Source organism: Streptococcus infantis, from assembly GCF_047460405.1.
Lineage (GTDB): Bacteria > Bacillota > Bacilli > Lactobacillales > Streptococcaceae > Streptococcus > Streptococcus infantis_Q.
The window spans coordinates 1-26,015 of record NZ_JASHGH010000024.1 but is presented as its reverse complement, the minus strand read 5'-3'; the positions used below and the strand labels follow the sequence as shown (position 1 = coordinate 26,015).

The following is a 26,015-nucleotide window of genomic DNA, read 5'->3' as shown; positions in this document are numbered from 1 at the left end:
CCCTACTCAAACGCGAAACTGGAGGCTACTAATAACCTCATTAAGGTCATCAAGCGCAATGCTTTTGGCTTCCGGAACTTTGAAAACTTTAAAACTAGAATCCTCATTGCTTTGAACATCAAAAAGGAGAGAACCATGTTGGTCCTCTCCAGGTTATAACTTTTCATCAACCCACTACAGTTGACAAAGAGCCTTTATTCATTACAAAAGACTATTTAACGTGATTTGCTAGTTCTTTTTGGTATTTGGCATTTGTTTCAATTTTCTCTTTTTGCCATTTCTTGAGAGCTTCTTCGTATTCTTTAGCTGTTACAATATCATTTTGCAATTCTAAACCTTTGAATACAAATGGATCTCCCTTGATACCAACTTGAGAGTAAGCTTTTGTGAATGGCACTGTACGACTAACTGTCGGAGAACCACCTGAAGAAGCAACAGGGATAAGAAGTGAGCTATCTGAAACCCAAGCTTGTGCTTTGGCATATTTTTCATAGCGTTTGTTAAGATCGCTTGTTTCTGATGCTGCATCATCCAAGAGCTTCTTGTACTCATCAAGTCCAACTTGAGCCATAACTTCTGGATCTTTACCTTTTGTGATACCCAAGTGTTTAAGAGCAGAACCCTTCTTAGCATCTAAGATATTGAGGTAGGTTGCTGGGTCTTGATAGTCTGGCCCCCAACCAGTTCCGTTCAAGTCATAGTCTTTTTGAGAAGGCACTTTAGCTTGAGATGTAATGCTCATTTTCTCATTGTCAGTCATTTGAAGTACATCGATAACAACATTTTCACTTCCAAGTGCTGCTTCGACAGACTGTTTGAGAGAGTTTGTTTGCTGTACAGCAATGACATCTGTCTGCTCAACTGGAATATCCAAATGAATTGGGAAGGTTACACCTTTAGCTTGCAATTCTGATTTTGCTTTTTCAAAGGCAGCTTTTGCTTTTGTTGGATTGTAAAGGGTATCTTTACCATCTGTCAAAGCTACATCCTTCCACTGGTCTCCGTATGTTACCAATTGTTCTTGAGCCAATTCACCGAAGGTCTTTTCACCAACTTGAACATAGTCATAAGGCACAAGGCTAGTACGGATAATCTTGTCTGCACCTTCTTCACCATTCATCTGTGCAGAGTAGGCGTGACGGTCTAGAGCAAAGTTGATAGCTTGACGGAAGTTTTTATTGAGAAGCGCTTCTTTAGTTGATGTTTTTTGGGCATCATCTGTCTTAGCTGTTTTATTGTAAGACTGACGATTTACGTTGAAAGTAAAGTAATAGCTTGTCGCTTCTTGCGGGCTATAAACAATCTTATCGCCGTATTCTTTCTTAGTTGAATCAAAACTTGAACTAGTTGGGAAGAGACGAGCTGTCGTATATGAGCCTGACGCAAAGCTACGAATCAATGATTCTTGGTCAGAACCATCGTAGAAAGTCAGCTTGACGTGATCAATTTTAACATTGTCTTTATCCCAGTAGTTTGGATTCTTTTCGTACTCGATCACGGATTTTGAAGTGAAGTTCTTCAAAATATATGGACCATTGTAGAGAATACCTGAGGGAGCTGCCGCACCGTAATCTTTTCCTTGAGAATTTAAGAATTCTTCATTAACAGGGAGCATAGTCGCTGTTGTCACCTTAGAATTCCAGAAGCTTTCTGGTTTGTTCAAGGTATACTCGACTGTATAATCGTCAACTGCTTTAACACCGACTGTTGAGAAGTCATTTGTTTCACCACTAACGTACTCTGCCAAACCTTTGATAGAGTCTTGGATAAGAGTTAGGCCATCTGATTTGCCATCTGCAGCATGCTTCAAACCTGTCACAAAGTCTTGGGCCTTGACTTCAGCATACTCTTCTCCTTCTGAAGTATACCATTTGACACCTTTACGTAGCTTGTAGGTGTAGGTCAAACCGTCCTGTGAAACAGACCAGTCTTCAGCAAGCGATGGAATCAAGTTCCCATATTTGTCATTTTCCAAGAGTCCATCGACCAAGTTAGCAATGACGTCTGATGTTGAACTTTTACTAGTAACGCTATAGTCCAATGTTGTTGGATCAATGGCATATACATACGAAAATGTTGTTGGAGCATCTGCTTTTTTCTCAGTCTTGCCACAAGCTGCCAAAAGAAGAGCTGCGCTCATCGTTATCCCTGCTACTGCGAGCCACTTTTTCGATTTCATCGGTATTCTCCTTTAAAATACTATTTTTCACCATTATACCCTATTTTTATATAAAAGCAAGGATTTTCAGGTGATTTTTTAGAAAATTCAAACTAATATTTTTTTAAGAAATTTATACACTTATTTTAGAAAAAACTCAAGCATCTAAGATACTTGAGTTTTAGGTTTAATTGGCTAATTCGACGCAGAAGGCATCCCAAGGAGCCAAGCTCTGTGTAGTCAAAACTGCTTCTACTGAGGTATTTTCAATCAAGATAGACTTAACTGACCCTTCTACTGCAAACTCTTGCTGTCGATTGGACAAATTGGCCACCACTAGGAAACGACGGTCTCCATCCTTACGGATATAAGCAAAGACTTTTTCAGTCGTATCAAGAAGTTCAAAGTCTGCACGAACCAACCAGCTATTTTCCTTACGAATGTTTACCAATTTTTGATAAGTATAGAAGATAGAATCTGGGTTTGCTAAAGCTTCTTCTACATTTATCTTCGCATAGTTTGGATTAACTGCAAGCCAAGGTTGACCATCTGAGAAACCAGCATTTTTTGTCTCATCCCACTGCATTGGCGTACGGGCATTGTCACGACCAATCACGCGAATGCTATCCATGATTGCTTCCATTGGAACACCTTTTTCAAGAGCCTCACGCGCATAGTTGAGGGATTCAATATCCTCTACTTGATCTAGCTTTTCAAATGGGAAATTGGTCATCCCAATCTCCTCCCCTTGGTAAATATAAGGAGTCCCTCTCATGAGATGAAGCAAGATGGCATACGCTTTGGCAGATTTTTCGCGGTAGTCTCGGTCATTCCCCCAGATAGAGACAATACGAGGGAGGTCATGGTTGTTCCAGAAGAGGGAATTCCAGCCATCTTCAACTCCCAACTCTGTCTGCCATTTGTTGAAAATCTCTTTTAACTTCCCAACATTTAGCTCTTTTTGGTACTGCCACTTAGGTTTCCCTTCCTGATACTGAAGACAGATATGTTCAAACTGGAAGACCATAGACAATTCTTGTCCTTTCGGATCTGAATAGAGTTTAGCGATCTCTGGTGTTGCTCCCCAAGTCTCCCCTACTGTCAAGAGCTCTTTGTCGCCGAAAGTAGCCTGATTCATTTCCTTGAGATAGGGATGAAGCATAGGACCATTGTTGACAATCTTCTGATCAGGAATCTTCCCAATCATGTCAATAACGTCCATACGGAAACCGCCAATCCCTTTATCAATCCAGAAATTCATCATCTCATAGATTTTTTGGCGAAGTTCTTCATTTTCCCAGTTGAGGTCTGGTTGCTTCTTGCTGAAAAAGTGCAGGTAATATTGACCTGACTTTTCATCATATTGCCAGGCAGATCCACTGAAAATTGACTCCAATTCGTTAGGTTCATCACGCCAGATATAGTAGTCTCGCTCAGGACTATCAGGATTTTCACAAGCTTCAATAAACCAAGCATGCTCATCTGATGTATGATTGACCACCAAATCCATAATGATTCGGATATCTCGTTTTTTAGCCTCAGCAATCAGCTCATCCATATCTTCCATGGTTCCAAAAATAGCGGCGATATCTTGATAATTGGCAATATCATAACCATTGTCATCCATGGGGCTATCATAGACTGGAGAAAGCCAGATCGCTGTGATCCCTAACTTAGCTAGATAGTCTAGCTTACTGGTAATCCCAGGCAAATCACCAATCCCATCTCCATTGCTATCCTTAAAACTTTTTGGATAAACCTGATAAACAACGGCATTGTGCCACCATTTTTCTTGCATCTTTTTACCTCTATTTAAAATTGACTTTACTCCATCATAGACCTTTTATCAAAATTATGCAAGCGTTTGCTTTATCTTTTTTTCTCACTTTTGCGACTCTCTAGTTTCTAATCTTCCATTTTTTTTATATAATAGAGCTCAGAGGTAAAAAAATGAAAAAACAAGCTTTTAGTTCTGAACAATATTTGAATCTACAACGCGACCATATCTTGGAGCGCATCAACCAATTTGACGGCAAACTCTATTTAGAGTTTGGGGGTAAGATGTTGGAAGATTTCCACGCTGCTCGTGTCCTTCCTGGATATGAACCAGATAACAAAATCAAGCTCTTGCAAGAATTGAAGGAGCAAGTTGAGGTTGTTATCGCTATTAACGCTAGCAATATAGAGCACTCAAAAGCTCGTGGAGACTTGGGCATTTCTTATGACCAAGAAGTGCTTCGTTTGATCGATAAATTCAATGAACTCGGTATCTTTGTTGGCTCAGTTGTCATTACTCAATATGCAGGCCAACCGGCAGCTGATGCCTTCCGTAATCAATTAGAGAAAAATGGTATTGACTCTTATCTCCACTACCCAATCAAAGGGTATCCGACAGATATGGATCACATCATTTCTCCTGAAGGTATGGGGAAAAACGACTATATCAAAACTAGCCGTAACTTGATTGTCGTGACTGCTCCTGGTCCTGGTTCAGGTAAGTTGGCAACTTGTATGTCTAACATGTACCACGACCAAATCAATGGTATCAAGTCTGGTTATGCCAAATTTGAAACCTTCCCAGTTTGGAATCTCCCACTTCATCATCCAGTAAATTTAGCTTATGAAGCTGCTACAGCAGACCTTGATGATGTCAACATGATTGATCCATTCCATCTCCAAACTTATGGAGAAACCACAGTCAACTACAACCGCGATATCGAGATTTTCCCTGTTCTTAAGCGTATGCTGGAACGTATTCTCGGTGAGTCTCCTTATGCGTCTCCAACTGACATGGGTGTCAATATGGTTGGTTTTGCAATCACTGATAACGACGCTGCCATTGAAGCATCTAAACAGGAAATTATCCGCCGCTATTACCAGACAGTTCTTGACTTCAAAGCTGAGAAGGTTGGAGAAACTGCTGTGAAGAAGATTGAGCTTCTCATGAATGACCTAGGTATCACACCAGCTGACCGAAAGGTTGCTGTTGCCGCACGTCAAAAAGCAGAAGAAACAGGCGGACCTGCTCTAGCACTTGAATTACCTTCTGGTGAAATCGTTACTGGTAAGAACTCAGAACTCTTTGGTCCAACAGCGGCTGCATTGATCAATGCTATCAAGATGTCCGCTAACATTGATGCTGAAACAAAATTAATTGAACCAGAAGTTGTGAAACCAATTCAAGGTTTGAAAATCAATCACTTGGGTAGCCGTAACCCTCGACTCCACTCAAATGAAATCCTCATCGCTCTTGCCATCACAGCAATGCAGAATCCTGATGCAGATCGTGCCATGAAAGAGCTCGGAAATCTCAAAGGAAGCGAAGCTCACTCTACGATTATCCTAACAGACGAAGACAAAAATGTTCTTCGCAAACTGGGTATCAACGTAACCTTTGATCCTTACTATCAATACGATCGTTTGTATCGCAAGTAAAATACGACACTCACTCCTCTAAGAGTTGGATCCTTATCGTCCAGCTCTTAGAGGTTTTTTTATAGCTTGCAAGTCTTTCACAAGCATATCTTTCAAAAAGAATTCTAATTTTAATAGAAACCGAGATAACATTTAATTTTAGATTTATTTCTAATGAATTCTTAAAAGGAGTGATACTCAATGAAAATCAAAGAGCAAACTAGGAAACTAGCCGCAGGTTGCACAAAGCACTGCTTTGAGGTTGTAGATGAAACTGACGAAGTCAGCTCAAAACACTGTTTTGAGGTTGTGGATAGAACTGACGAAGTCAGCTCAAAGCACTGTTTTGAAGTTGTGGATAGAACTTACGAAGTCAGCTCAAAGCACTGTTTTGAAGTTGTGGATAGAACTTACGAAGTCAGTAACCATACCTACGGCAAGGCGACGTTGACGCGGTTTGAAGAGATTTTCGAAGAGTATGAATCAATCCTCTTCAATCTTGACTTGAACTACCTTGGCTGAGATCTTGATCCGTTTTCTCTACAATATCAACTTGGTGTAATGAGACTGACTGCGTCACTCTTATCTACAATCTCAAAGCTATTCTGTGAGATATCTACCTAAACACCTTAGTTTGGTCATTAATTTTCATTAAATATACAAAAAAGTGAACAAGATAGCATTCTGATTTCCAGAAAACTATTTAGTTCACTTTTGCTTATGATTTAAACTTTGGGTTTATTCTACCGTTACTGACTTAGCAAGGTTACGTGGCTTGTCCACATCAAGTCCACGGTGTAGGGTTGCAAAGTAAGCGACCAATTGTGTTGGTACGACCATTGAGATTGGTGAGAGGTAAGGGTGTACGGTCGTAAGCACGATATCATCTGTCTCTTTAGCAACATTTTCTTCTGCGATAGTGAGGACTTTGGCACCACGGGCTGCCACCTCTTGGATATTTCCACGAGTATGGTTGGCAAGAACTGGATCTGACAAGAGGGCCAAGACAGGCGTTCCTTCTTCAATCAAGGCAATAGTCCCGTGCTTAAGTTCTCCTGCCGCAAAACCTTCACACTGGATGTAAGAAATTTCTTTGAGTTTGAGACTTGCTTCCATGGCTACGTAGTAATCTTGGCCACGTCCGATGTAAAAGGCGTTACGAGTTGTTTCAAGAAGCTCACGAACCTTAGCTTCAATGGTTTCTTTCTCTGAAAGAGTTGATTCGATAGACTGGGCTACAATTGACAATTCATGAACCAAATCAAAGGCTTGCGCTTTGGCATTGCCATTTGCTTCTCCAACTGCTTTTGCCAGGAATGCAAGGGCTGCAATTTGCGCTGTATAAGCCTTGGTTGATGCCACGGCAATTTCAGGTCCTGCATGAAGGAGCATGGTATGGTTGGCTTCACGAGAAAGAGTTGAACCTGGGACGTTTGTCACTGTCAAGCTTGGGATTCCCATTTCATTAGCCTTGACCAAAACCTGACGGCTATCCGCTGTTTCACCAGACTGACTGATAAAGATGAAGAGTGGTTTCTTGCTGAGAAGTGGCATACCATAGCCCCACTCAGATGAAATTCCAAGTTCAACTGGCGTATCTGTCAATTCTTCCAACATCTTCTTAGAAGCAAATCCTGCGTGGTAAGATGTTCCAGCTGCAAGGATGTAGATGCGATCTGCATCTTGAACAGCCTTAATGATAGCTGGGTCTACGACAACTTGACTAGCCTCATCTGTGTAGGCTTGGATGAGCTTACGCATAACCGTTGGTTGCTCATCAATTTCTTTAAGCATGTAGTAAGGGTAAGTTCCCTTACCGATATCTGACAAGTCTAGTTCAGCTGTATAGCTAGCACGTTCACGGCTATTGCCATCATAATCTTGAACTTCCACGCTATCAGCCTTGACGATCACCAACTCTTGGTCATGGATCTCCATGTATTGGTTAGTTTCACGAATCATAGCCATAGCATCTGAGCAGACCATGTTGTAACCATCTCCAAGACCAATCAAAAGTGGTGATTTGTTCTTAGCCACATAGATGACATCTGGATTTTCAGAGTCAATCAAGGCAAAGGCATATGAACCACGGATGATGTGAAGAGCTTTTTTAAAGGCTTCAAGTACTGACATGCCGTCTTCTTCAACAAATTTTCCAATCAAGTGTACAGCGATTTCTGTATCTGTTTGTCCCTTGAAGTGGTGACCTGCAAGGTAGTCTTCCTTGATTTCAAGGTAGTTTTCAATCACTCCATTATGCACCAAGACAAAACGACCAGTCTCAGAGCGGTGTGGGTGAGCATTGTATTCCGTTGGTTTTCCGTGAGTTGCCCAACGAGTATGTCCGATACCATTCGTTCCCTCAACACCAGCTGTCTTGGCAGACAATTCTGAGATACGACCAACAGCCTTCACCAAATGGTTTTCAGCACCACCTAGGACAAAAATTCCCGCAGAATCATAACCACGGTATTCGAGCTTTTCAAGCCCTTGAATCAAAATATCAGTTGCATTTGTGTTTCCAACAACACCAACAATTCCACACATAGTATATACGACACAGACAAGCTGTGCTTTCCCCTTAAATTGGTATAGTCTGATTCTTCTTCTGTAGAATCAGCAAAAACAGTATATACTTGTTTCTTTTACTTGTCAAGAATAAAAATTGGTATAGCGTGATTCTGCCGACTATATCTACTAGAAATCTATCATATTTTGCCTAAAGCAAGTATTTAAAAAGGGCTCTACTGCCCTTAACAACTACTATTTTGTAGCAAGCTTGTCTGTCTTTACTACTTCTTGAAAGTTTTTTTGATAATTTACTTTAATCGTCATTGTCATGTGAGAGTCCTCATTTCTTTCTGATGAACCTAGTATAAAATCCCTTCCTAAAACATAGCTTATATTTTCCTTAGAAAAAACTAAAAGTAATTTCTGACTCAATGAAAACGAAAGAGCAAACTAGAAAGCTAGTCATAGGTTTCTCAAAGTACTGCTTTTAGATTGCCCGTTAAGACTAAGGTGTTGTTTGAAGTGATGTTGAAGTTTATACATTCAGTAAATCAAATAAACATAAGCATTTTTCTAAATCTCTTACCTGCGAATCCCATACAAAAAGAGCGTTTCCGCTCTTTTACTTAGTATTTAGGAGAAGGTGCTTGCTCCTGTTGAAACGTTTTTTGGTAATTTACTTTAATTGTCATTGTCATGTGAGAGTCCTCGTTTCTTTTTGATGACTCTAGTATAGGCAATAACCCTAAAAGCAAACTTAAGATTTTCTTAGAGAAAGCTTAATCTAAATGTTCTTTCTTTTCTAGATTTAGAGCAATCATATGCCACTCTGGGTCCTCCTGCCAGTTAGACAGTGAGCTAATATAACTAGCCACCTTACGTGCTTCCTCAAGTATTGGGAAGTCCTCGATAATATCAGCCACTTGAAACTCTGGTAAACCTGACTGCCTGGTTCCAAAAATCTCACCCGAACCGCGCATTTTCAAATCTTCCTCCGCAAGGACAAAACCATTGGTCGTTTCTGTCATGATACGCATGCGGTCTTTACCTGAGTCCGTTTTAGGATTAGCCACAAGAACCGCATAGGACTGCTTGTCTCCCCGACCGACGCGACCTCTGAGCTGATGGAGTTGACTGAGTCCAAAACGATTAGCATCCATGATAATCATGACGGTCGCATTTGGCACATTGACCCCAACTTCTATAACCGTTGTCGAAACCAGAATATCAGTCTTTCTATCTTTGAACTCCTGCATAATCTGGTCTTTTTCATCGCTCTTCATCTTCCCATGCAAGAGAGCAACTTTTGCTTTTTCTGAAAAATGAGCCGTCCACTCTTCCGATAAAGCGATAGCATTTTTCAAATCCAAGGCTTCAGATTCTTCAATCAAAGGAGAAATAACATAGGCTTGAGACCCTTTTTGAATTTCTCCTTCCAACCAAGTCAAAACCTGTGGCAGTTGCTCATGCTTGATCCAGCGAGTTACGATTGGTTTGCGCCCAGCAGGCATCTGGTCAATAATGGAAACATCCATATCTCCAAAGGCGGTGATGGCTAAGGTTCGTGGAATCGGAGTCGCCGTCATCATGAGGACATCTGGATTTTCTCCTTTTTCACGTAAAATACGTCTTTGTCCCACACCAAATCGGTGTTGTTCATCGATGATAATCAAACCAAGTCGAGCGTATTCCACCCCATCCTGTATAAGAGCATGGGTACCGACGATCACATCAACCTCGCCCTTAGCAATCGTTTCCAAAACCGTGCGTTTTTCTGCAGCTTTCAGTGAACCTGTTAGGAGGGCTAGTTTCAAATCTGGAAAGAGACTCTCTAAACTTTCAAAATGCTGCTCTGCAAGGATCTCTGTCGGAACCATTAGAGCTGCCTGATAACCAGCCGTTATAGCCGCGTACATCGCTAGCCCCGCAACCACTGTCTTCCCACTACCAACATCCCCTTGTAAGAGTCGATTCATGTGATGGTCCGACTTCATATCTGTTAGAATTTCTTGCAGGCTTTTTTCTTGGGCTTGGGTTAAGGCAAAAGGCAATTTCTCTTTTACTGCAGTTAGTTTTTCCTGGGACCAATTCAGGATCAATCCACTTCCGTGAATCTTATTTTCAGACTTGAGGGTCTGTAATTGCATTTGGAAATAAAAGAGCTCCTCAAACTTGATTCGACGAAGGGCCTGTTTGTATTCTGCTAAATCCTTAGGAAAATGCATAGCACGAACAGCCTGACAGCGAGACATGAGTTTGTATTTATCTAGCAAGGACTGGGGGAGATTTTCCTCTATCAAGAGGTCTAGCCCCTGGTCAAAAGCGGTCTTGATGACCTTGACCAAGCTGGCTTGGCTGATTCCTTGAGCCAATCGATAAACAGGTTGGAGGTCATCCTCGACTTGAACTAAAACCTTCATGCCTGTAAGGCTAGCCTTGGCGCGGTCCCACTTGCCAAAGACGGCTAGAGTCGCCCCTAGCTCAATTTTATCAGCCAAATAGGGTTGATTAAAAAAGTTAACCGCAAAAACAACCTCTCCCTGCTTGAGGCTAAAGCGCAGGCGATTACGCTTAAATCCATAATACTGAACACTAGCTGGCGTTACCACCTGACCAGACAGAACCGCCTTCTCGCCATCTTCTAGCTCTAGTACCTGCTTGGTCTTAAAATCTTCATAACGGAAAGGAAAGTAGAGCAAGAGATCTTGCAAATTTTCAATTCCTAGTTTGGCATACTTCTCAGCTGATTTAGATCCCACGCCAGGTAAGACATGCAAGGGTTGATGTAAATTCATGCTCCTCTCCTTTCCATTTGTTTTTTTAATAATATTCTCTTGGAATTCGATCACTGAGGAGGCAAATCACCTCATAATTGATAGTTCCTCGGTAAACTGCTACATCTGTTGCAGTAATTTCCTTATCACCGTCTGAACCAATCAAGATAACTTTTGTTCCCAAGGGATAAAGCTTAGGCAAACGAATGGTGATTTGGTCCATGGATACACGTCCTACGATGGGGCACAATTGTCCATCTACTAGAACAGAGAAATTCTGCATGTCACGTGTCCAACCATCTGCATAACCGATTGGAACCGTTGCAATGACTTGCTCACTGTCTGCTTGATAGGTCGCTCCATAGCCTACATAAGCACCTGCTGAAACTGTCTTAACATGAACCAAGGCAGACTCCAAGGATAAGGCTGGTTTGAGGTCATAGGGCAATTCCAAGACCTGTCCACTAGGATTGAGTCCGTACATGGCATCCCCCATACGAACTGCATTGAAAATTGTTTCCGCATGCCAGAGGGTTGTAGCCGAGTTGCTTGCATGAACCAGTTCTGGCAAATCTTTAAATTCTGCTAGAATCTCTTTGAAACGCTGCAATTGTTGATCAAAGTAGACCTCTGACTTCTCATCTGCTGTCGCAAAGTGAGTAAAAACCCCTTCAACAGAGGCCCCATGTTCCTGAAGCAAAACTTGGGCCTCTTGAGCTTCTCTAGCATCTCTAAAACCAATCCGTCCCATACCTGAGTCGATCTTAAGATGAACTGTTAGCCCAGTTAGATCTGAATAACCAGCCAACAAGGCTTGCACCCACTCTAGACCAGCTACCGTCAAGGTAATATCAAATTCTTGGGCTAGTGGAATTGACTCGACCTCAGATACACCTAAAATGAGAATCTTCTTAGCAATACCTGCCTGACGAAGTTCCAGTGCTTCATCAATATTTGACACACAAAAGCCGTCAACATCTGACTGGATAGCCGTCGCAACAGCGACCGCCCCATGACCATATGCATTAGCCTTTACAACCGCCCATTTGAGAGTCCCTTGTGGAATATGAGTTCCCATTTGCTGGATGTTATAGCGGATTGCTCCTAGATCAATAAGAGCCTTGGTTGGTCTATGTGGACTTGTTTTCATGAGATTCCTCCAAAATTACACTTGCAGTTGCATATTGTTCAGTGTGGCTGATCGATAGCCAAATCTTACCATGAAAAGGAGCTTGGCTAAAATAAGGGGCGCCCTTCTCGTCATTCAAAATCTCTAAATCCTGAAAACTAAGCTTGCCTATTCCGGTTCCCATAGCCTTAGCAAAAGCTTCTTTGGCAGACCAACGCCCTGCTAGATATTCTATTTTTCTGCGTCCTTTAAGTCCAGTAAAGCGTTCCAGTTCCTTGACCGTCAAAACACGCTGGGCAAAACTGTCTTTTCTTTCAATCGCCTCTTGTATCGACGCTAATTCTTCGATATCAATACCATGTCCAACTATCATTTTTCATCAAAAGAAGTTGAGATACCCCCAACTCCATCCTTTTCACTTATTTTGTTAAGGTAGCGTAAATTTCTTCTACCAAGGCTTCTGTATGTTCCCAACCTAGACATGGATCTGTAATCGAACAACCAAATATTTCTGGCTGATTTTGACGACCATCTGCTAGATAAGACTCAATCATAAAACCACGGACTGTTTTCTTGATTTTCTCATTCCAATCACGATTGAGCAAAGCCTGGCGTACGATGCGGATTTGCTCTAGATATTGCTTACCTGAATTGTCATGATTGGTATCAATGACAATAAAGGGATTTTCCAAGCCCATTTTCTCATAACCTTCGATTGAGTTTAACAGGGTTTCATAGTAAAAGTTGGGTTCATTTTTCCCATACTCATTTAAGGCTCCACGAAGGATGACGTGGGCCAAGGGATTGCCAGATGTCTCAACTTCTTGTCCATGGTAAAGGAAGGTTTGCTTGTTTTGCGCCGCATAGATGGCATTGAACATGACCGACAAATTACCAGAAGTTGGATTTTTCATCCCAACCGGCGCATCAATCCCTGAAGCCACAAAGCGGTGCTCCTGGTCCTCCACAGAACGTGCCCCCACCGCATGGTAGCTGACCAAATCATCAACCAAAACGAGATTAGACGGGTAGAGCATCTCATCTGCTGTTGTCAATCCTGTTTCAGTAATGACCCGATAATGTAGCTGGCGAACAGCCTGCAAACCATTAATCAGGCTCGGTGCTTTGGAAGTGTCCGGCTGGTGCACCAAGCCCTTATAGCCATCTCCATTGGTACGTGGTTTAGCTGTATAAACGCGCATGACCATAAAAATCTTATCAGCCACTTTTTTCTGTAAGTCCGACAAGCGACGAGCATACTCAAGGACTGCTTCTTCATTGTCAGAAGAACATGGCCCTATGACTAGTAGGATACGCTCATCCTTACCAGAGATGATCTCTGCTAATTCACGATCACGACTTTCCTTACGACTCAAAGCCTCTGCAGATAATTGTGTTTCTGCTTTTATCGCTTCAATATCGATTTCTTGACCCTTTTCAATAAATGCCATTTTATTCTCCTAGTCTTTGATAGATTTCTCGAACCAAAGCTTCCGTATTTTCCCAACCTAGACATGGATCCGTGATGGATTTACCAAAGACTTCCGGCTCATTTTGACGTCCATCCTCTAGATAGGATTCAATCATAAATCCACGAACATATTTTTTAATCTTTTCATTCCAGTCGCGGTTAATCAAGGTTTGGCGAACAATACGGATCTGTTCCATATATTGTTTTCCTGAATTATCATGGTTGGTATCGATGATGATAAATGGATTTTCAAGCCCCATCTCTTCATACTGGGCAATGGTGTCCACTAGATTATCGTAATAATAGTTAGGAATATTTTTCCCGTATTCATTGAGGGCCCCACGAAGAATAGCATGAGAGAGTGGATTTCCAGTCGTCTCGACTTCTTTCCCCAAGAAAAGGAAGCTCTGCTTATTTTGTGCCGCATAAATCCCATTAAACATGACATTGAGATTGCCAGATGTTGGATTTTTAAAGCCAGTTGAAAAATCTGCTCCACTAGCTACAAAACGGTGTTGCTGATCTTCGACAGAACGAGCTCCAACTGCCATGTAGGAAATTAGATCATCTACCAAGGGAAGGTTCTCTGGATATAACATTTCATCCGCCGTGGTCATTCCTGTTTCAGAAATAACGCGATAATGCAGATGGCGAACAGCCTTGATTCCATTGATGAGGCTAGGCGCTTCTTTGGCATTCGGCTGATGAATCAAGCCCTTATAACCGTCACCATTTGTACGTGGTTTAGCAGTATAGACACGCATGACCATAAAGACACGGTCTTTGACTTCCTCTTGCAAGGCTGAGAGACGTTTAGCATACTCGAGGACTGCTTCTTCGTTATCAGATGAACATGGTCCAATCACTAAGAGAATACGCTGATCTTCACCACGAATAATCGCTTCAAGTTCTTGATCCCGTTGATGTTTCTTGGCAAGGGCCTGACCTTCTAATTTAGATACACTACGAACTTCTTGGATATTAATTTTAGGGCTTTTGGCTGTAAATACCATATTTCATCCTCCTTATAAAGCAAGCGGACGCCAAGTGAAAATTCACTTTTCACTAGGCATCCGCCTGAAAATCATTCAATCTTAACGTCGTTTTCCGTGACAGTTTTTAAACTTCTTACCTGATCCACATGGACACAAGTCATTACGTTTGATTTGGCTGACGTCCAAATCTGCAGGAAGGTCAGCTTGTTGGGCAACAATATTTCGAGTCGCTGTCGTGCTGATATGACGCTCCGCCTGTGGGCGTTCTTGTTCATGGATTTGAGCTTTCATCATCAAACGAGTAACATCAAACTCAATAGAACCGATCATATCATTAAACATACGGAAACCTTCTGCTTGATACTCTACGACTGGGTTGTTCTGAGCATAACCACGGAGACCAACAGCATTACGCAACTGGTCAAGGGCATCGATATGGTCAGTCCATTTATTGTCAACCACACGTAGGATCAATACCTTCTGGAATTCCTTAACGGCTTCTTCATCTCTTAACTTAGATACTTGGTTATTGTAAACAACCAAAGCACGTTGGAAGAGTTCTTCCTTGATTTCTTTATCTGACAAGCCTGACAAGTCATCAAGAGAAATAGAATCTTCTGGCAAGAGGTTGAATCTAGCAAAGTTGAGGATTGCTTCTAATTTTTCATCTTGTTTAGCACGAGCGTGGTTATCAACAACACGACCAATTGTGCGTCTAATCATGGCATGAATCTCAGGAGCAAGGTCACGATCAGCAGTGATAACATCGTAGCGTTGTGAGTAGATAATCTCACGTTGTTCACGCATGACGTCATCGTACTGAAGGACTTGTTTACGAGTATCGTAGTTGTTTCCCTCAACACGTTTTTGAGCTGCTTCTACTTGACGGGTCAACATGCGAGATTCGATAGCTTCGTCAGACATATTGAGGCGTTCAAAGACACCTTTCAAGCGTTCTGAACCAAAGCGTTTCATCAAATCATCTTCAAGAGAAAGGTAGAATTGAGATTCACCTGGATCCCCTTGACGACCTGAACGTCCGCGAAGCTGGTTATCGATACGACGGCTTTCATGGCGTTCTGTACCGATGACACAAAGTCCACCAAGTTCACGAACACCTTCCCCAAGTTTGATGTCGGTACCACGACCGGCCATGTTGGTCGCGATTGTAACCGCACCACGCTGACCCGCGTTCATGATAATTTGAGCTTCTTTGTAGTGGTTCTTGGCATTCAATACTTCGTGAGGAACGCCTGCAGCTACCAATTTCTTAGAAATATAGTCACTGGTTTCAACTGCAACCGTACCAACTAAGACAGGCTGACCTTTTTGGTAACGAGCTTTTACATCTTCGACAACAGCCTTAAACTTAGCCTCGATACTTGCATAGAGTAGGTCTGAGTGGTCGATACGTTGAACCGGACGGTTTGTTGGGATAGGAATAACACGAATATTGTAAATTTCGCGGAATTCTTCTTCCTCAGTCTTACCTGTACCTGTCATACCAGACAATTTCTTGTACATACGGAAGAGGTTTTGGTAGGTAATAGAGGCTGAAGTCTTGGTTTCGTCCTGGATTGGCACACCTTCTTTAGCTTCAATCGCTTGGTGCAAACCATCCGAATAACGACGACCTTCCATGGTACGACCAGTAAATTGGTCGACAATCAAGATTTCTTGCTCTTCGCTGACCACATAGTCAATATCAAGAAGCATGATGTAGTTGGCACGAAGGGCGTTATCGATAAAGTGAGTCAGAGCAACATTTTCAATATCGTAGAGGTTGCTTAGATTGAAGTAGCTTTCGGCCTTGTCAATACCAGAATCTGATAGACCAATAGTCTTAGACTGGATGTCAATGATATAGTCATCCTTATCCAAAGACTTCACAAAATGGTCAGCCATATGGTAGAGTTGACTGGTTTCAACTGCATTGGCTCCTGATACGATCAAAGGTGTACGCGCCTCGTCAATCAAGATAGAGTCAACTTCATCAACCAAGGCATAGTTAAGTGGACGTTGAACCATATTCTCCGCACGGACAACCATGTTATCACGGAGGTAGTCAAATCCAATTTCTGAGTTGGTTGAGTAAGTGATATCACACTCATAGGCTTCTTTTTTCTCCATTGGAGATTTGGCCGCCAAGTTGATCCCTACTGACAAGCCAAGCCATGAGTACAATTCACCCATCTCAGTCGCGTCACGTTCAGAAAGGTATTCATTGACCGTAACTACGTGAACCCCTTTACCTGAAAGAGCATTGAGGTATACAGGCATAGTCGCTGTCAAAGTTTTACCTTCACCTGTACGCATCTCAGGAACGTCACCATGGTGAAGAACGATACCACCCATAACCTGAACCTTATATGGGAAGAGACCAAGGACACGCTTAGCTCCCTCACGGACAACCGCAAACGCCTCATACAAAAGTTGGTCAAGAGTCTCACCATTTTGATAGCGTTGTTTGAATTCTTCTGTTTTTGCTTGCAATTGCTCGTCTGTTAACACAGCCATTTCATCTTCATATTTTAGGACTTTATCAGCCATCTTCTCCAGACGACGAATTTCTCCTTTATCATTTTCGATGATTGATTTTAATAAATTTGCCATTTTTTTCCTTACTTTAAATTCTGAATATTTTAGAATGTTCTTTTTATTGTAGCATATTTGCCCATTTTTTTCAAGAAATATTCCGTTTTCCCTTAGGACGAAAAAAGGGCTAACCAAGGTGATTAGTTCCCTTAAAATTCCTATTCCGAGGCTAGTTTTCTTCATTAATGCTTCTAGCTAGTTTATCCATGAAAAAATTGCCATCATTTTCTATCAGATAAAAGCTTGCCTATTTCTTTCAAGGAAGACTGGATTTCTTCTTTTCCAATCGTAGCTTATTCATAAATTTTAGACAAGCATAGATTTTCCAGTCATTGACTAAGGATAAAAAGACTAAAAGTAGCCATATCACCCATCTAACAAAATCCCTTGGTTCTTGTAAAATAAAGTTAAATAAGACTAGCGAAAAAAGCGTGAAAACTAGACTAAACAATGCTGCTAGAGGCATATAAAACCAATAAAAATAGTAAAAGACAGAAAAGTACTTACTTCCTGGCTGTACCTTCCCTTGCCAACGAAAAAAGTAAAAGTAGGGTGCCAAAATCAAGAATTTTAATAGTTTTTCCATCTCCTTACCTCTCCAACGCTTTCCTTATTTTATTATATCAAAAAGATCTGGAAATCGCATTCCAGATCTTGCTTATTTATTTCCGTTTTCTTGCAATGAGATGAATCGGAGTTCCTTCAAAGACAAAGGCCTTGCGGATTTGATTTTCCAAGAAACGTAGGTAAGAGAAGTGCATGAGTTCTTCTTCGTTGACAAAGATGACAAAGGTTGGTGGTTTGGTTGCCACTTGGGTCGCATAGAAAATCTTGAGGCGTTTCCCTTTGTCTGTCGGTGTTGGATTGATGGCGATAGCATCCATAATCACATCGTTCAAGACAGCTGATGGAATACGGGTATTTTGACTTTCACTGATTTGCTTAATCATCTCAGGCAACTTGTGGAGACGTTGCTTGGTCAAAGCTGAAACAAAGATAATCGGTGCGTAAGGCAGGTATTGGAACTGCTCACGGATATCTTCCTCCCAGTTTTTCATGGTGTGGTTGTCTTTTTCAAGAGTATCCCACTTATTGACCACGATAATCATCCCTTTACCAGCTTCGTGGGCAAATCCAGCGATACGCTTGTCATACTCACGAATACCTTCCTCGGCATTGAGGACCATCAGGACTACATCTGAACGGTCAATGGCACGCATAGCACGCATAACCGAGTATTTCTCAGTATTTTCATAGACTTTACCTGACTTACGCATACCAGCCGTATCAATCATGGTAAACTCTTGGCCGTCAGCATCTGTAAAATGGGTGTCAATGGCATCACGAGTGGTACCAGCGACAGGGCTAGCAATGACGCGATCTTCTCCCAAAATGGCATTAATCAAGCTAGATTTTCCAACATTTGGACGACCAATCAAGCTGAATTTAATAACATCTGGATTTTCTTCTTCAACTTCATGTGGGAGGTTTTCCACAATAGCATCCAGCACATCCCCTGTCCCGATACCGTGAACAGATGAGATTGGTAGAGGTTCGCCCAATCCAAGAGCATAGAAATCATAGATATCATTTCGCATCTCTGGATTGTCAACCTTGTTAACGGCTAAGATGACTGGTTTATGAGTTTTATAAAGTTTACGGGCAACGTATTCGTCCGCATCTGTAATTCCTTCTTTTCCAGACACGACGAAGACGATGACATCTGCTTCTTCCATGGCAATTTCTGCCTGGTGCTTGATTTGTTCCATGAAAGGCGCATCTACATCATCGATTCCCCCGGTATCAATCATACTAAAAGAACGATTGAGCCACTCACCTGTGGCATAGATACGATCTCGCGTTACACCTTCAATATCTTCTACGATTGAGATGCGTTCTCCCGCGATACGGTTAAATAGGGTTGATTTCCCAACATTGGGACGTCCCACAATGGCAACAGTTGGTAAGGCCATGTTTTCTCACTTTCTACAATAACTTCTTCTGCTCAAGATTTTCTCGAGTTGAGCTTGGTTCTGGATTGCCGAATTGCTCTGCTAAACGTTGACTCCAAGTGGTAGTCGCACGCGCACCTGCATATTCAGTCTGTACACGGTCATAGGCTTCAATTGCCTCAGTTGACTGTTCTTGGTATTCTTCCTCAAAGACAACATTCTCTAGTGGCAGTCTTGGTTTTACAGCATGCTGTTGATTTGGCACACCGAGTGCAATCCCAAAGACTGGATAGGTATAGTCAGGAAGCTTGAACAATTCTGCTAACTCAACAGACTTGTAACGCACCAAACCGATAATCACTCCACCATAGCCTAGGCTTTCTGCCGCAAGCAAGGCATTTTGTCCAGCCAAAGCCGCATCTACTGAAGTGATGAGGAGCCCTTCCACCCCTTGAGGTTGGAAAATATCCGTATGGAGACGAGCCCCTTTTTCTGCACGGTTTAGATCACCAACAAAGAGAAGAAAGGCTGCAGACTGGCGAATCGCTTCCTGAGGAACTAGCTCAAATAAGGCGTCCTTCTTTTCTTGACTTCTGACAAGAATGACCGAGTAGGATTGGAAATTTTTCCAAGAAGAAGCCATTTGGGCAGCTGTCAAGATCTCATTCAAGTCTGCTTGGGGAATCTCTTGCTCTTTAAATCTACGCACTGAAGTGTGAGCCTTCATTAATTTGATTGTTTCTGTCATCGACGGTTTTCTCCTTCAAGTCTTGTTTCCTCTGCTAAATAACGAATGCGTTCCATGACGCGTCTAGCTTCCCAGGTTTCGTCATTTCCGTTTTTCCCTTTAGCGAAATGCTTCTCCAAATCTTCAAAATTGAAATTGGAGGTGAAAAAGGTTGGCAAATCTTCCTGCATACGATATTGGAGAATAACCTGCAGAATCTCGTCACGCACCCAAGCTGTTGATTGCTCAGCACCAATATCATCCAAAATCAAGACTTCAGCAAGCTTAATCTCATCCACCAAAGTCTTAACATTGCCATCACCGATGGCATTTTTGACATCGATGACAAAGCTCGGATAGTGGAGGAGCGTTGATGAAACACCACGTTTTTCTGATAAATCATGAGCTAGGGCAGCCACCATGAAACTTTTACCCACACCAAAGTCTCCATATAAGTAGAGACCTTTTCGAATAGCTGAATATTGCTCCACAAAGGCTAGGAGCTTTTCAAAAACTGGCAAGCGCCCCAAATCATCTAAATCAACTTGAGCTAGGCTAGCTTTTTTAAGACTAGCTGGAAGGTTGATTAGTTTGAGACGGTTTTTAATCGCTGCTTCTTTTTTCGCTGCGATTAGTTCCGGAGTCTCTTCATAGGAAACATCTGCATAGCCATGGTTCATGACTAGGATAGGCTTGTAGCCACGCGCGATATAGTCTGTATCTCCTCGGAGGAACTTATCTCTCTCAGTGATGTATTGGTTAAACTTGGAAATACTACGGTTTAACTCCTCCTGACTGAGAGATTCTTTCTGGATAAAGGCCGCAACATCAGGGTCTTTCACAATTTGCTGGACTAAATCCTGATACTGAAATCGGCTTGGTTGACGCTTGAGTACGTCTCCGACACTTTCCATCTAGTCTCCTCCTTTTTCTAATCGAGCTAACATTTCTTTTTTCTTACGTTCTAGTTCTAAGCGAGTTTCTTCGCTAGTTTCATTCTTATATTCAGGATTGCTCCATTTAGGCACATTGGTTTTTGCTGGGGCATTCTGATTCTGCTTTTGCGTTTTTGCTTTTTGGCCACGTTCACGAATACGTAGAACTGCCTCCTCTGCACTACGGATATTTTGATAAGCGTAGTCATTAGCCACCTTCATGGCGTATTTTTCATTGATATTGGCCGAATCAACCTTATTAAAGGTCAGGAGCAAGATAACATTGATTACTTCATCCAGCAAGCCCAAGGCCGCCATCTGCTGGAGCAGGTCCCGTTCAGTCTGGGTAATACTTCCCTTGCGAGTCTGCTTAATCTCAGCAAGGAACTGCAAGGCTGTCTTTTTCTTAGCCTCTCGGATAATGGTTGCCTCCTTGGGACTAAAGTCAGAAGTCACAGGCTTTTGCGCTATCTTTTCACGGATGCGTTTGACAGAAATCACTTGCGACACTGCTGTCGCTTTAGCTACTTGATAAGTTTCAAACCAAGTCCACCTCTGCTCGTCTGCTATTGCAAACAAGGTCAAAACATCCGAAGTCTCATCTTGAAAACGAAGACCATCACGGGCCATGAGCTGACGGAAATGCTCCAAATCAAAATCATCTGCTGCAGGCTGACTGCTAGAGGGTTCTTGACTCGCAGACTCGGATAACTGAGGAAAGATTTGACTCAAGGCCACCGAGATAAGTTCCCCTTCAACACTTTCCTGTCTCATGGCTGCAACCGCACTATCCCCAATCATTTTTTCTAATAAGGTCCGATAAACTGTATGTTGTAAAAATTCTTGAGTCGATAGGGGAGGATGAAGTAACAAGTTATAGGCCTCTCCCTGCTGATAGAGGGTCACCAATTTCATGGCTGTTAGAGTTTTAAAAGCCTTTAAAAGACTATCCATCCCAAAATTAAGATGATTGAGCATGGCTGCAAAGAGGTGCTCCTTTTGACCATCATCCCAAAAAGTTACGGCATAAAGATAGAGGCTCAGCGCCTCCTGACCGATAATCGGGAGGTAGCACTGCACCATTGATGAGGTATCTTGCGACACCCGATTATTCTTTACAAAAGAAAAACGGTCATTTGGCTTCATTTATTTTTCCTTTTTCTTTTTAGAGGATTGTGTAATCTGCTGGAGTAGGCTTTCAAGCTCACTCACATCCTTAAAACTACGGTAAACGCTGGCAAAACGGACATAAGTAATCTCATCTAACTCTGCCAACTCTTCCATAACCAAGGAGCCAATAACCTCACTCTGAATTTCATTTTCATTGCGACTACGGAGTTTTTGTTCGATACGATTGACCACCATGCCAATCTCATCACTAGACACTGGACGTTTCTGGGCTGAACGAATAATCCCGTTAAAGATTTTATCTCTTGAAAATTGTTCCCGTGTACCATCTTTTTTGACCACAACTAGTGTTCTCTCTTCAACACGTTCATAGGTTGTAAAACGATGCTGACACTCTTCACACTCACGTCTTCTTCTGATTGTATTTCCTTCTTCAGCCTGGCGACTATCGATTACACTTGATTTTGTAGCGCCACATTTTGGACAACGCATGCCTTTTCCTCCTTGTCGTTTTCTTTTCATTATACCATTTTTTAAGAGATTCCCAAAATAATTCTCCTTTTGGCTTGACAAGTTTTTTGTTTTGTTGTATTATTGAATTAACACAAAGGTAATTAGAAAGGAGATCGTGATGTCTTGGACATTTGATAACAATAAACCCATTTATTTGCAGATTATGGAGAAAATCAAATTGCAGATTATTTCCCATAAACTCGAGCCCAATCAACAGCTTCCAACCGTTAGAGAATTAGCAAGCAAGGCAGGTGTCAATCCCAACACCATCCAGCGCGCCCTATCGGACTTGGAAAGAGAAGGCTTCGTTTATACCAAGCGGACATCTGGACGCTTTGTCACAGAGGATTTGGACTTGATCCTCCAATCCCGTAAGCAACTGTCAGAAGAACAGCTGCAACAGTTTGTAACAGGCATGGTAGAATTTGGCTATGAAAAAGAAGAACTACCGACTGTTTTGAGAGATTATATTGAAGGAGTTTAAACTATGACCTTGTTAGCATTTGAAAATGTGTCAAAATCCTATGGAGCAAGTCCTGCTATTACAAATGTTTCCCTTGAAATTCCAGCTGGAAAAATCGTTGGTCTCCTTGGCCCAAACGGTTCTGGAAAGACAACCTTGATTAAACTAATCAACGGCTTACTACAGCCAGAGGAAGGGCGCATCCTCATCAATGGCATAGAACCAAGCCCAGCAACTAAAGCAATTGTTTCTTATCTTCCTGATACGACCTACCTCAACGAGCAAATGAAGGTCAAGGAAGCTCTCACTTATTTCAAGACCTTCTACCAAGATTTTAATCTGGAACGTGCTCAAGGTCTTCTTCGTGACCTTGGCATTGATGAAAATAGCCGTTTCAAGAAACTCTCAAAAGGGAACAAAGAAAAGGTTCAGTTGATTCTTGTCATGAGTCGTGATGCTCGTCTATATGTGCTTGATGAACCAATCGGGGGTGTCGACCCAGCAGCTCGTGACTATATCTTGAACACCATCATCAACAACTACTCTCCAACTTCGACTGTCTTGATTTCAACTCACTTGATTTCAGACATCGAACCAATCTTGGATGAGATTGTTTTCCTCAAGGATGGAAAAGTCGTCCGTCAAGGAAATGTTGATGATATTCGCTATGAGTCTGGAGAGTCTATCGACCAACTCTTCCGTCATGAGTTCAAAGCCTAGATAAAGGAGATTATTATGTTTTGGAATTTAGTTCGTTATGAATTTAAAAATGTTAACAAATGGTATTTAGCCCTCTATGGTGCTGTACTGGTACTTTCTGCTCTTATCGGAATTCAAGCAAGGACTTACAACGATATTCCTATCAAAGAAAGTCAACCTATTCTACTTATTTTTCTAGCACTCGTGTTTGGTGGCTTGATGATTACGCTTGGGATTTCAACCTTGATTTTGATCATCCGTCGCTTCAAGGGTAGTGTCTATGATCGACAAGGTTATCTGACTTTGACCTTGCCAGTTTCCGAACACCAGATTATCATGGCCAAACTCTTGGGGGCCTTCATTTGGTCTCTGATCAGTTCAGCAGTCTTGGTTCTGAGCATTTATATCATTCTTGTGATAATTGAGCCTAATTCTGTTAATTTCCTTGCTTTCAAAGACTTGTTCCAACAGTACCTAGACAGTATCGGCTTATATCTAATTTCATTCATCCTTGGCACAATTTCAGGAATCCTCTGCATCTACTTGGCAATCTCCATCGGACAACTTTTCAATGAATACCGCACAGCACTCGCAGTTTTAGCCTACATTGTTATCCAGATCGTGCTCGGTTTTGTCGGTCTAAACCTTCGCATAGATACTAATTTCAATATGATGCTTACATTTGAAATCTTTACGGATTTAATCCTAATTGCTGGATTCTACCTCGGTACTTACTATATCTTGAAGAATAAGGTTAATCTTCAGTAATCATTCAGAGGATGGTCAAAAACTTAATTTTATAGTGGATTGAACTTAGAGTAGCACGTCATGGATTCTAAAACATTTTTAAAAATTAATTTGACTTTCCTAACCTCTTTGTTCATATCTTATTTCAATCAACTATAGTAAAAAATGAAATAGATCTGTCTATGATAAAACGCATATTATCGGCTCTATAATATTTGTAGTGGGTAAATCCCCTATAGATATTATGGAGCCTATTTTGTTGTAGAAAAAAAGTCCCATATCATCTATAATGAAAAGCAACCAAACCATCATTAGAAAGAATCCTATGGAACAATTATATTTTATCACAAAACTTCTTGATATCAAAAACCCAAATATCCAAATTATAGATATCGTTAATAGAGATAGTCACAAAGAAATCTTCGCTAAATTGGATTATGATGCCCCGTCTTGCCCTGAGTGCGGAACTCAAATGAAGAAATATGATTTTCAAAAACCGTCGAAAATTCCTTATTTTGAAACGACTGGTATGCCTACTAGAATTCTTCTTAGAAAGCGCCGTTTTAAGTGCATCAGTGCTCTAAAATGATGGTCGCTGAGACTTCCCTCGTCAAGAAAAATCATCAAATTCCTCGTGTTATCAACCAAAAAATTGCTCAAAAGTTGATTGAAAAGACTTCTATGACCGATATTGCCCATCAGCTAGCCATTTCAACTGCAACTGTCATTCGCAAGCTAAATGACTTTCACTTTAAGCATGACTTTAGCCGACTTCCTGAGATTATGTCCTGGGATGTTGAAACAGTCAGGGGAGTGACTGTTTCAATCGGGAGATGAAGATGAGCTTCATTGCACAGGATTTTGATTCCAGAAAGATCGTAGCTATCCTGGATGGGCGGACTCAAGTGACCATTCGCAATCATTTTCTTCGTTATTCTAGAAAGGTGAGAAGTCGCGTGAAAGTCATTACCATGGATATGTTTAGCCCTTACTATGACTTGGCTAAACAGCTTTTTCCATGCGCTAAAATCGTTCTAGATCGTTTTCCCCCTTCGTTATTATATTTCTAAACTCAGGCTAAAACAGTCCACTGGACTGTTTTACTCCAACACTTAGGCCGCGCTATGAGTCGTGTTCGTGTCCAAATTATGAATCAGTTTGAGCGAAAATCTCATGAATACAAGGCAATCAAACGTTACTGGAAGCTCATTAAACAGATAGTCGTAAACTCAGCGATAAGCGATTTTATCGCCCTACTTTTCGTATGCACTTGACGAATAAAGAAATTCTAGACAAGCTTTTGAACTATTCAGAAGACTTGAAACACCACTATGAGCTCTATCAGCTCTTGCTTTTTCACTTTCAGAATAAGGAACCAGACAAATTTTTCAGATTCATCAAGGACAATCTTAAGCTGGTTCATCCTCTTTTTCAGACTGTCTTTAAAACCTTTCTCAAGGACAAAGAGAAAATCGTCAACGCCCTTCAGTCACCTTATTCCAACGCCAAATTGGAAGCAAGTAATAATCTCATTAAACTCATCAAACGAAATGCCTTTGGTTTTCGAAACTTTGAAAACTTTAAAACTAGAATCCTCATTGCTTTGAATATCAAAAAGGAGAGAACCAAGTTGGTCCTCTCCAGGTTATAACTTTTCATCAACCCACTACAATTGACGGCTCTATAATTTCTGTAGTGGGTAAAACCACCATAGGAATTATGGAGCCTTTTTTGTTGTAGAAAAAAAGTCCCATAAGACCTATAATGAAAAGCGACCAAACCATCATTAGAAAGAATCTTATGG

General features: G+C 41.5%; 20 protein-coding genes and 1 pseudogene. 7 read left to right on the top strand and 14 right to left on the bottom strand.

Translation table 11 applies throughout. The features are described 5' to 3' along the window. The coding region (locus tag QM928_RS09365; RefSeq protein ID WP_414295138.1) for a transposase at positions 1 to 159 on the top strand (159 nt) is incomplete at its 5' end. Positions 160 to 211: 52 nt separating this feature from the next. Here QM928_RS09365 and QM928_RS09360 read toward each other — a convergent pair. Continuing rightward, the gene (locus QM928_RS09360) at positions 212 to 2,179 is read right to left on the bottom strand and encodes a peptide ABC transporter substrate-binding protein (RefSeq protein WP_075227262.1); all 1,968 of its coding nucleotides are present in this window, start codon (positions 2,177 to 2,179) and stop codon (positions 212 to 214) included. Positions 2,180 to 2,345: 166 nt separating this feature from the next. After that, the gene (locus QM928_RS09355; protein WP_414295105.1) at positions 2,346 to 3,956 is read right to left on the bottom strand and encodes a glycoside hydrolase family 13 protein; all 1,611 of its coding nucleotides are present in this window, start codon (positions 3,954 to 3,956) and stop codon (positions 2,346 to 2,348) included. A 152-nt stretch (positions 3,957 to 4,108) separates the two neighbouring features. Between QM928_RS09355 and QM928_RS09350 the strand changes: the two genes are divergently transcribed. Both QM928_RS09350 and QM928_RS09345 read left to right on the top strand, forming a co-directional pair. Then, on the top strand, positions 4,109 to 5,593 hold the full coding sequence (locus QM928_RS09350; RefSeq protein ID WP_049549034.1) for a DUF1846 domain-containing protein: 1,485 nt from the start codon (positions 4,109 to 4,111) through the stop codon (positions 5,591 to 5,593). A gap of 180 nt (positions 5,594 to 5,773) precedes the next feature. Continuing rightward, a complete protein-coding gene (locus QM928_RS09345) occupies positions 5,774 to 6,094 on the top strand; it encodes a hypothetical protein (RefSeq protein ID WP_414295106.1) in 321 nt (106 codons plus the stop codon). 216 nt (positions 6,095 to 6,310) lie between these two features. Here the strand turns inward: QM928_RS09345 and glmS are convergent, their stop codons facing one another. The 12 genes from glmS to nrdR form a co-directional block, all read right to left on the bottom strand. Then, complete coding sequence (gene glmS / locus QM928_RS09340; protein ID WP_414295107.1) at positions 6,311 to 8,119, bottom strand: glutamine--fructose-6-phosphate transaminase (isomerizing); 1,809 nt, start codon at positions 8,117 to 8,119, stop codon at positions 6,311 to 6,313. 743 nt (positions 8,120 to 8,862) lie between these two features. Then, the gene (recG, locus tag QM928_RS09335; protein WP_414295117.1) at positions 8,863 to 10,908 is read right to left on the bottom strand and encodes an ATP-dependent DNA helicase RecG; all 2,046 of its coding nucleotides are present in this window, start codon (positions 10,906 to 10,908) and stop codon (positions 8,863 to 8,865) included. After that, positions 10,904 to 12,007: an alanine racemase gene (gene alr, locus QM928_RS09330; protein ID WP_414295108.1), complete on the bottom strand. Its 1,104-nt coding sequence runs from the start codon at positions 12,005 to 12,007 to the stop codon at positions 10,904 to 10,906. The genes recG and alr overlap by 5 nt, the downstream gene beginning before the upstream one ends. Next, positions 11,988 to 12,359, bottom strand: coding sequence for a holo-ACP synthase (gene acpS, locus QM928_RS09325; protein ID WP_414295109.1), 372 nt, complete (start codon positions 12,357 to 12,359; stop codon positions 11,988 to 11,990). The genes alr and acpS overlap by 20 nt, the downstream gene beginning before the upstream one ends. Positions 12,360 to 12,405: 46 nt before the next feature. Further along, positions 12,406 to 13,437: a 3-deoxy-7-phosphoheptulonate synthase gene (locus tag QM928_RS09320; protein ID WP_414295110.1), complete on the bottom strand. Its 1,032-nt coding sequence runs from the start codon at positions 13,435 to 13,437 to the stop codon at positions 12,406 to 12,408. 1 nt (position 13,438) lies between these two features. Further along, positions 13,439 to 14,470: a 3-deoxy-7-phosphoheptulonate synthase gene (locus QM928_RS09315; protein ID WP_075229783.1), complete on the bottom strand. Its 1,032-nt coding sequence runs from the start codon at positions 14,468 to 14,470 to the stop codon at positions 13,439 to 13,441. A gap of 81 nt (positions 14,471 to 14,551) precedes the next feature. Further along, on the bottom strand, positions 14,552 to 17,065 hold the full coding sequence (secA, locus tag QM928_RS09310) for a preprotein translocase subunit SecA (RefSeq protein WP_414295111.1): 2,514 nt from the start codon (positions 17,063 to 17,065) through the stop codon (positions 14,552 to 14,554). A 644-nt stretch (positions 17,066 to 17,709) separates the two neighbouring features. Further along, entirely contained in the window at positions 17,710 to 19,020 is a 1,311-nt protein-coding gene (gene der / locus QM928_RS09305) for a ribosome biogenesis GTPase Der (protein ID WP_049508964.1), read from the bottom strand. Positions 19,021 to 19,033: 13 nt separating this feature from the next. Further along, entirely contained in the window at positions 19,034 to 19,747 is a 714-nt protein-coding gene (locus QM928_RS09300; protein ID WP_414295112.1) for an NADPH-dependent oxidoreductase, read from the bottom strand. After that, positions 19,744 to 20,640 carry a primosomal protein DnaI gene (gene dnaI / locus QM928_RS09295; RefSeq protein ID WP_414295113.1) on the bottom strand — a complete coding sequence of 299 codons (897 nt, stop codon included), beginning with the start codon at positions 20,638 to 20,640 and terminating at the stop codon, positions 19,744 to 19,746. Before dnaI ends, QM928_RS09300 begins: the two co-directional genes overlap by 4 nt. Beyond that, positions 20,641 to 21,807, bottom strand: a complete 1,167-nt coding sequence (locus QM928_RS09290; RefSeq protein WP_414295114.1) for a DnaD domain protein — start codon at positions 21,805 to 21,807, stop codon at positions 20,641 to 20,643. Next, complete coding sequence (gene nrdR, locus QM928_RS09285) at positions 21,808 to 22,281, bottom strand: transcriptional regulator NrdR (protein WP_001203674.1); 474 nt, start codon at positions 22,279 to 22,281, stop codon at positions 21,808 to 21,810. Positions 22,282 to 22,420: 139 nt separating this feature from the next. Between nrdR and QM928_RS09280 the strand changes: the two genes are divergently transcribed. The 4 genes and pseudogenes from QM928_RS09280 (at position 22,421) to QM928_RS09265 (ending at position 25,862) form a co-directional block, all read left to right on the top strand. Further along, positions 22,421 to 22,786, top strand: a complete 366-nt coding sequence (locus QM928_RS09280) for a GntR family transcriptional regulator (protein ID WP_414295115.1) — start codon at positions 22,421 to 22,423, stop codon at positions 22,784 to 22,786. A gap of 3 nt (positions 22,787 to 22,789) precedes the next feature. Next, positions 22,790 to 23,485, top strand: a complete 696-nt coding sequence (locus tag QM928_RS09275) for an ABC transporter ATP-binding protein (protein WP_414295116.1) — start codon at positions 22,790 to 22,792, stop codon at positions 23,483 to 23,485. Between the two features lie 15 nt (positions 23,486 to 23,500). Beyond that, a complete protein-coding gene (locus QM928_RS09270; RefSeq protein ID WP_049549023.1) occupies positions 23,501 to 24,232 on the top strand; it encodes an ABC transporter permease in 732 nt (243 codons plus the stop codon). A gap of 304 nt (positions 24,233 to 24,536) precedes the next feature. Continuing rightward, a pseudogene (locus tag QM928_RS09265) lies at positions 24,537 to 25,862 on the top strand (ISL3 family transposase). Positions 25,863 to 26,015: the final 153 nt, after the last annotated feature.

Bases quoted from the DNA above. Each gene is read 5' to 3' on its own strand.
- QM928_RS09355 (WP_414295105.1), bottom strand. From the start codon at position 3,956: ATGCAAGAAAAATGGTGGCACAATGCCGTTGTTTATCAGGTTTATCCA.
- QM928_RS09300 (WP_414295112.1), bottom strand. From the start codon at position 19,747: ATGACAGAAACAATCAAATTAATGAAGGCTCACACTTCAGTGCGTAGA.
- dnaI (WP_414295113.1), bottom strand. From the start codon at position 20,640: ATGGAAAGTGTCGGAGACGTACTCAAGCGTCAACCAAGCCGATTTCAG.
- QM928_RS09270 (WP_049549023.1), top strand. From the start codon at position 23,501: ATGTTTTGGAATTTAGTTCGTTATGAATTTAAAAATGTTAACAAATGG.
- glmS (WP_414295107.1), bottom strand. From the start codon at position 8,119: ATGTGTGGAATTGTTGGTGTTGTTGGAAACACAAATGCAACTGATATT.
- QM928_RS09350 (WP_049549034.1), top strand. From the start codon at position 4,109: ATGAAAAAACAAGCTTTTAGTTCTGAACAATATTTGAATCTACAACGC.
- QM928_RS09360 (WP_075227262.1), bottom strand. From the start codon at position 2,179: ATGAAATCGAAAAAGTGGCTCGCAGTAGCAGGGATAACGATGAGCGCA.
- alr (WP_414295108.1), bottom strand. From the start codon at position 12,007: ATGAAAACAAGTCCACATAGACCAACCAAGGCTCTTATTGATCTAGGA.
- QM928_RS09280 (WP_414295115.1), top strand. From the start codon at position 22,421: ATGTCTTGGACATTTGATAACAATAAACCCATTTATTTGCAGATTATG.
- nrdR (WP_001203674.1), bottom strand. From the start codon at position 22,281: ATGCGTTGTCCAAAATGTGGCGCTACAAAATCAAGTGTAATCGATAGT.
- QM928_RS09320 (WP_414295110.1), bottom strand. From the start codon at position 13,437: ATGGCATTTATTGAAAAGGGTCAAGAAATCGATATTGAAGCGATAAAA.
- QM928_RS09290 (WP_414295114.1), bottom strand. From the start codon at position 21,807: ATGAAGCCAAATGACCGTTTTTCTTTTGTAAAGAATAATCGGGTGTCG.
- der (WP_049508964.1), bottom strand. From the start codon at position 19,020: ATGGCCTTACCAACTGTTGCCATTGTGGGACGTCCCAATGTTGGGAAA.
- secA (WP_414295111.1), bottom strand. From the start codon at position 17,065: ATGGCAAATTTATTAAAATCAATCATCGAAAATGATAAAGGAGAAATT.
- QM928_RS09345 (WP_414295106.1), top strand. From the start codon at position 5,774: ATGAAAATCAAAGAGCAAACTAGGAAACTAGCCGCAGGTTGCACAAAG.
- QM928_RS09315 (WP_075229783.1), bottom strand. From the start codon at position 14,470: ATGGTATTTACAGCCAAAAGCCCTAAAATTAATATCCAAGAAGTTCGT.
- acpS (WP_414295109.1), bottom strand. From the start codon at position 12,359: ATGATAGTTGGACATGGTATTGATATCGAAGAATTAGCGTCGATACAA.
- QM928_RS09275 (WP_414295116.1), top strand. From the start codon at position 22,790: ATGACCTTGTTAGCATTTGAAAATGTGTCAAAATCCTATGGAGCAAGT.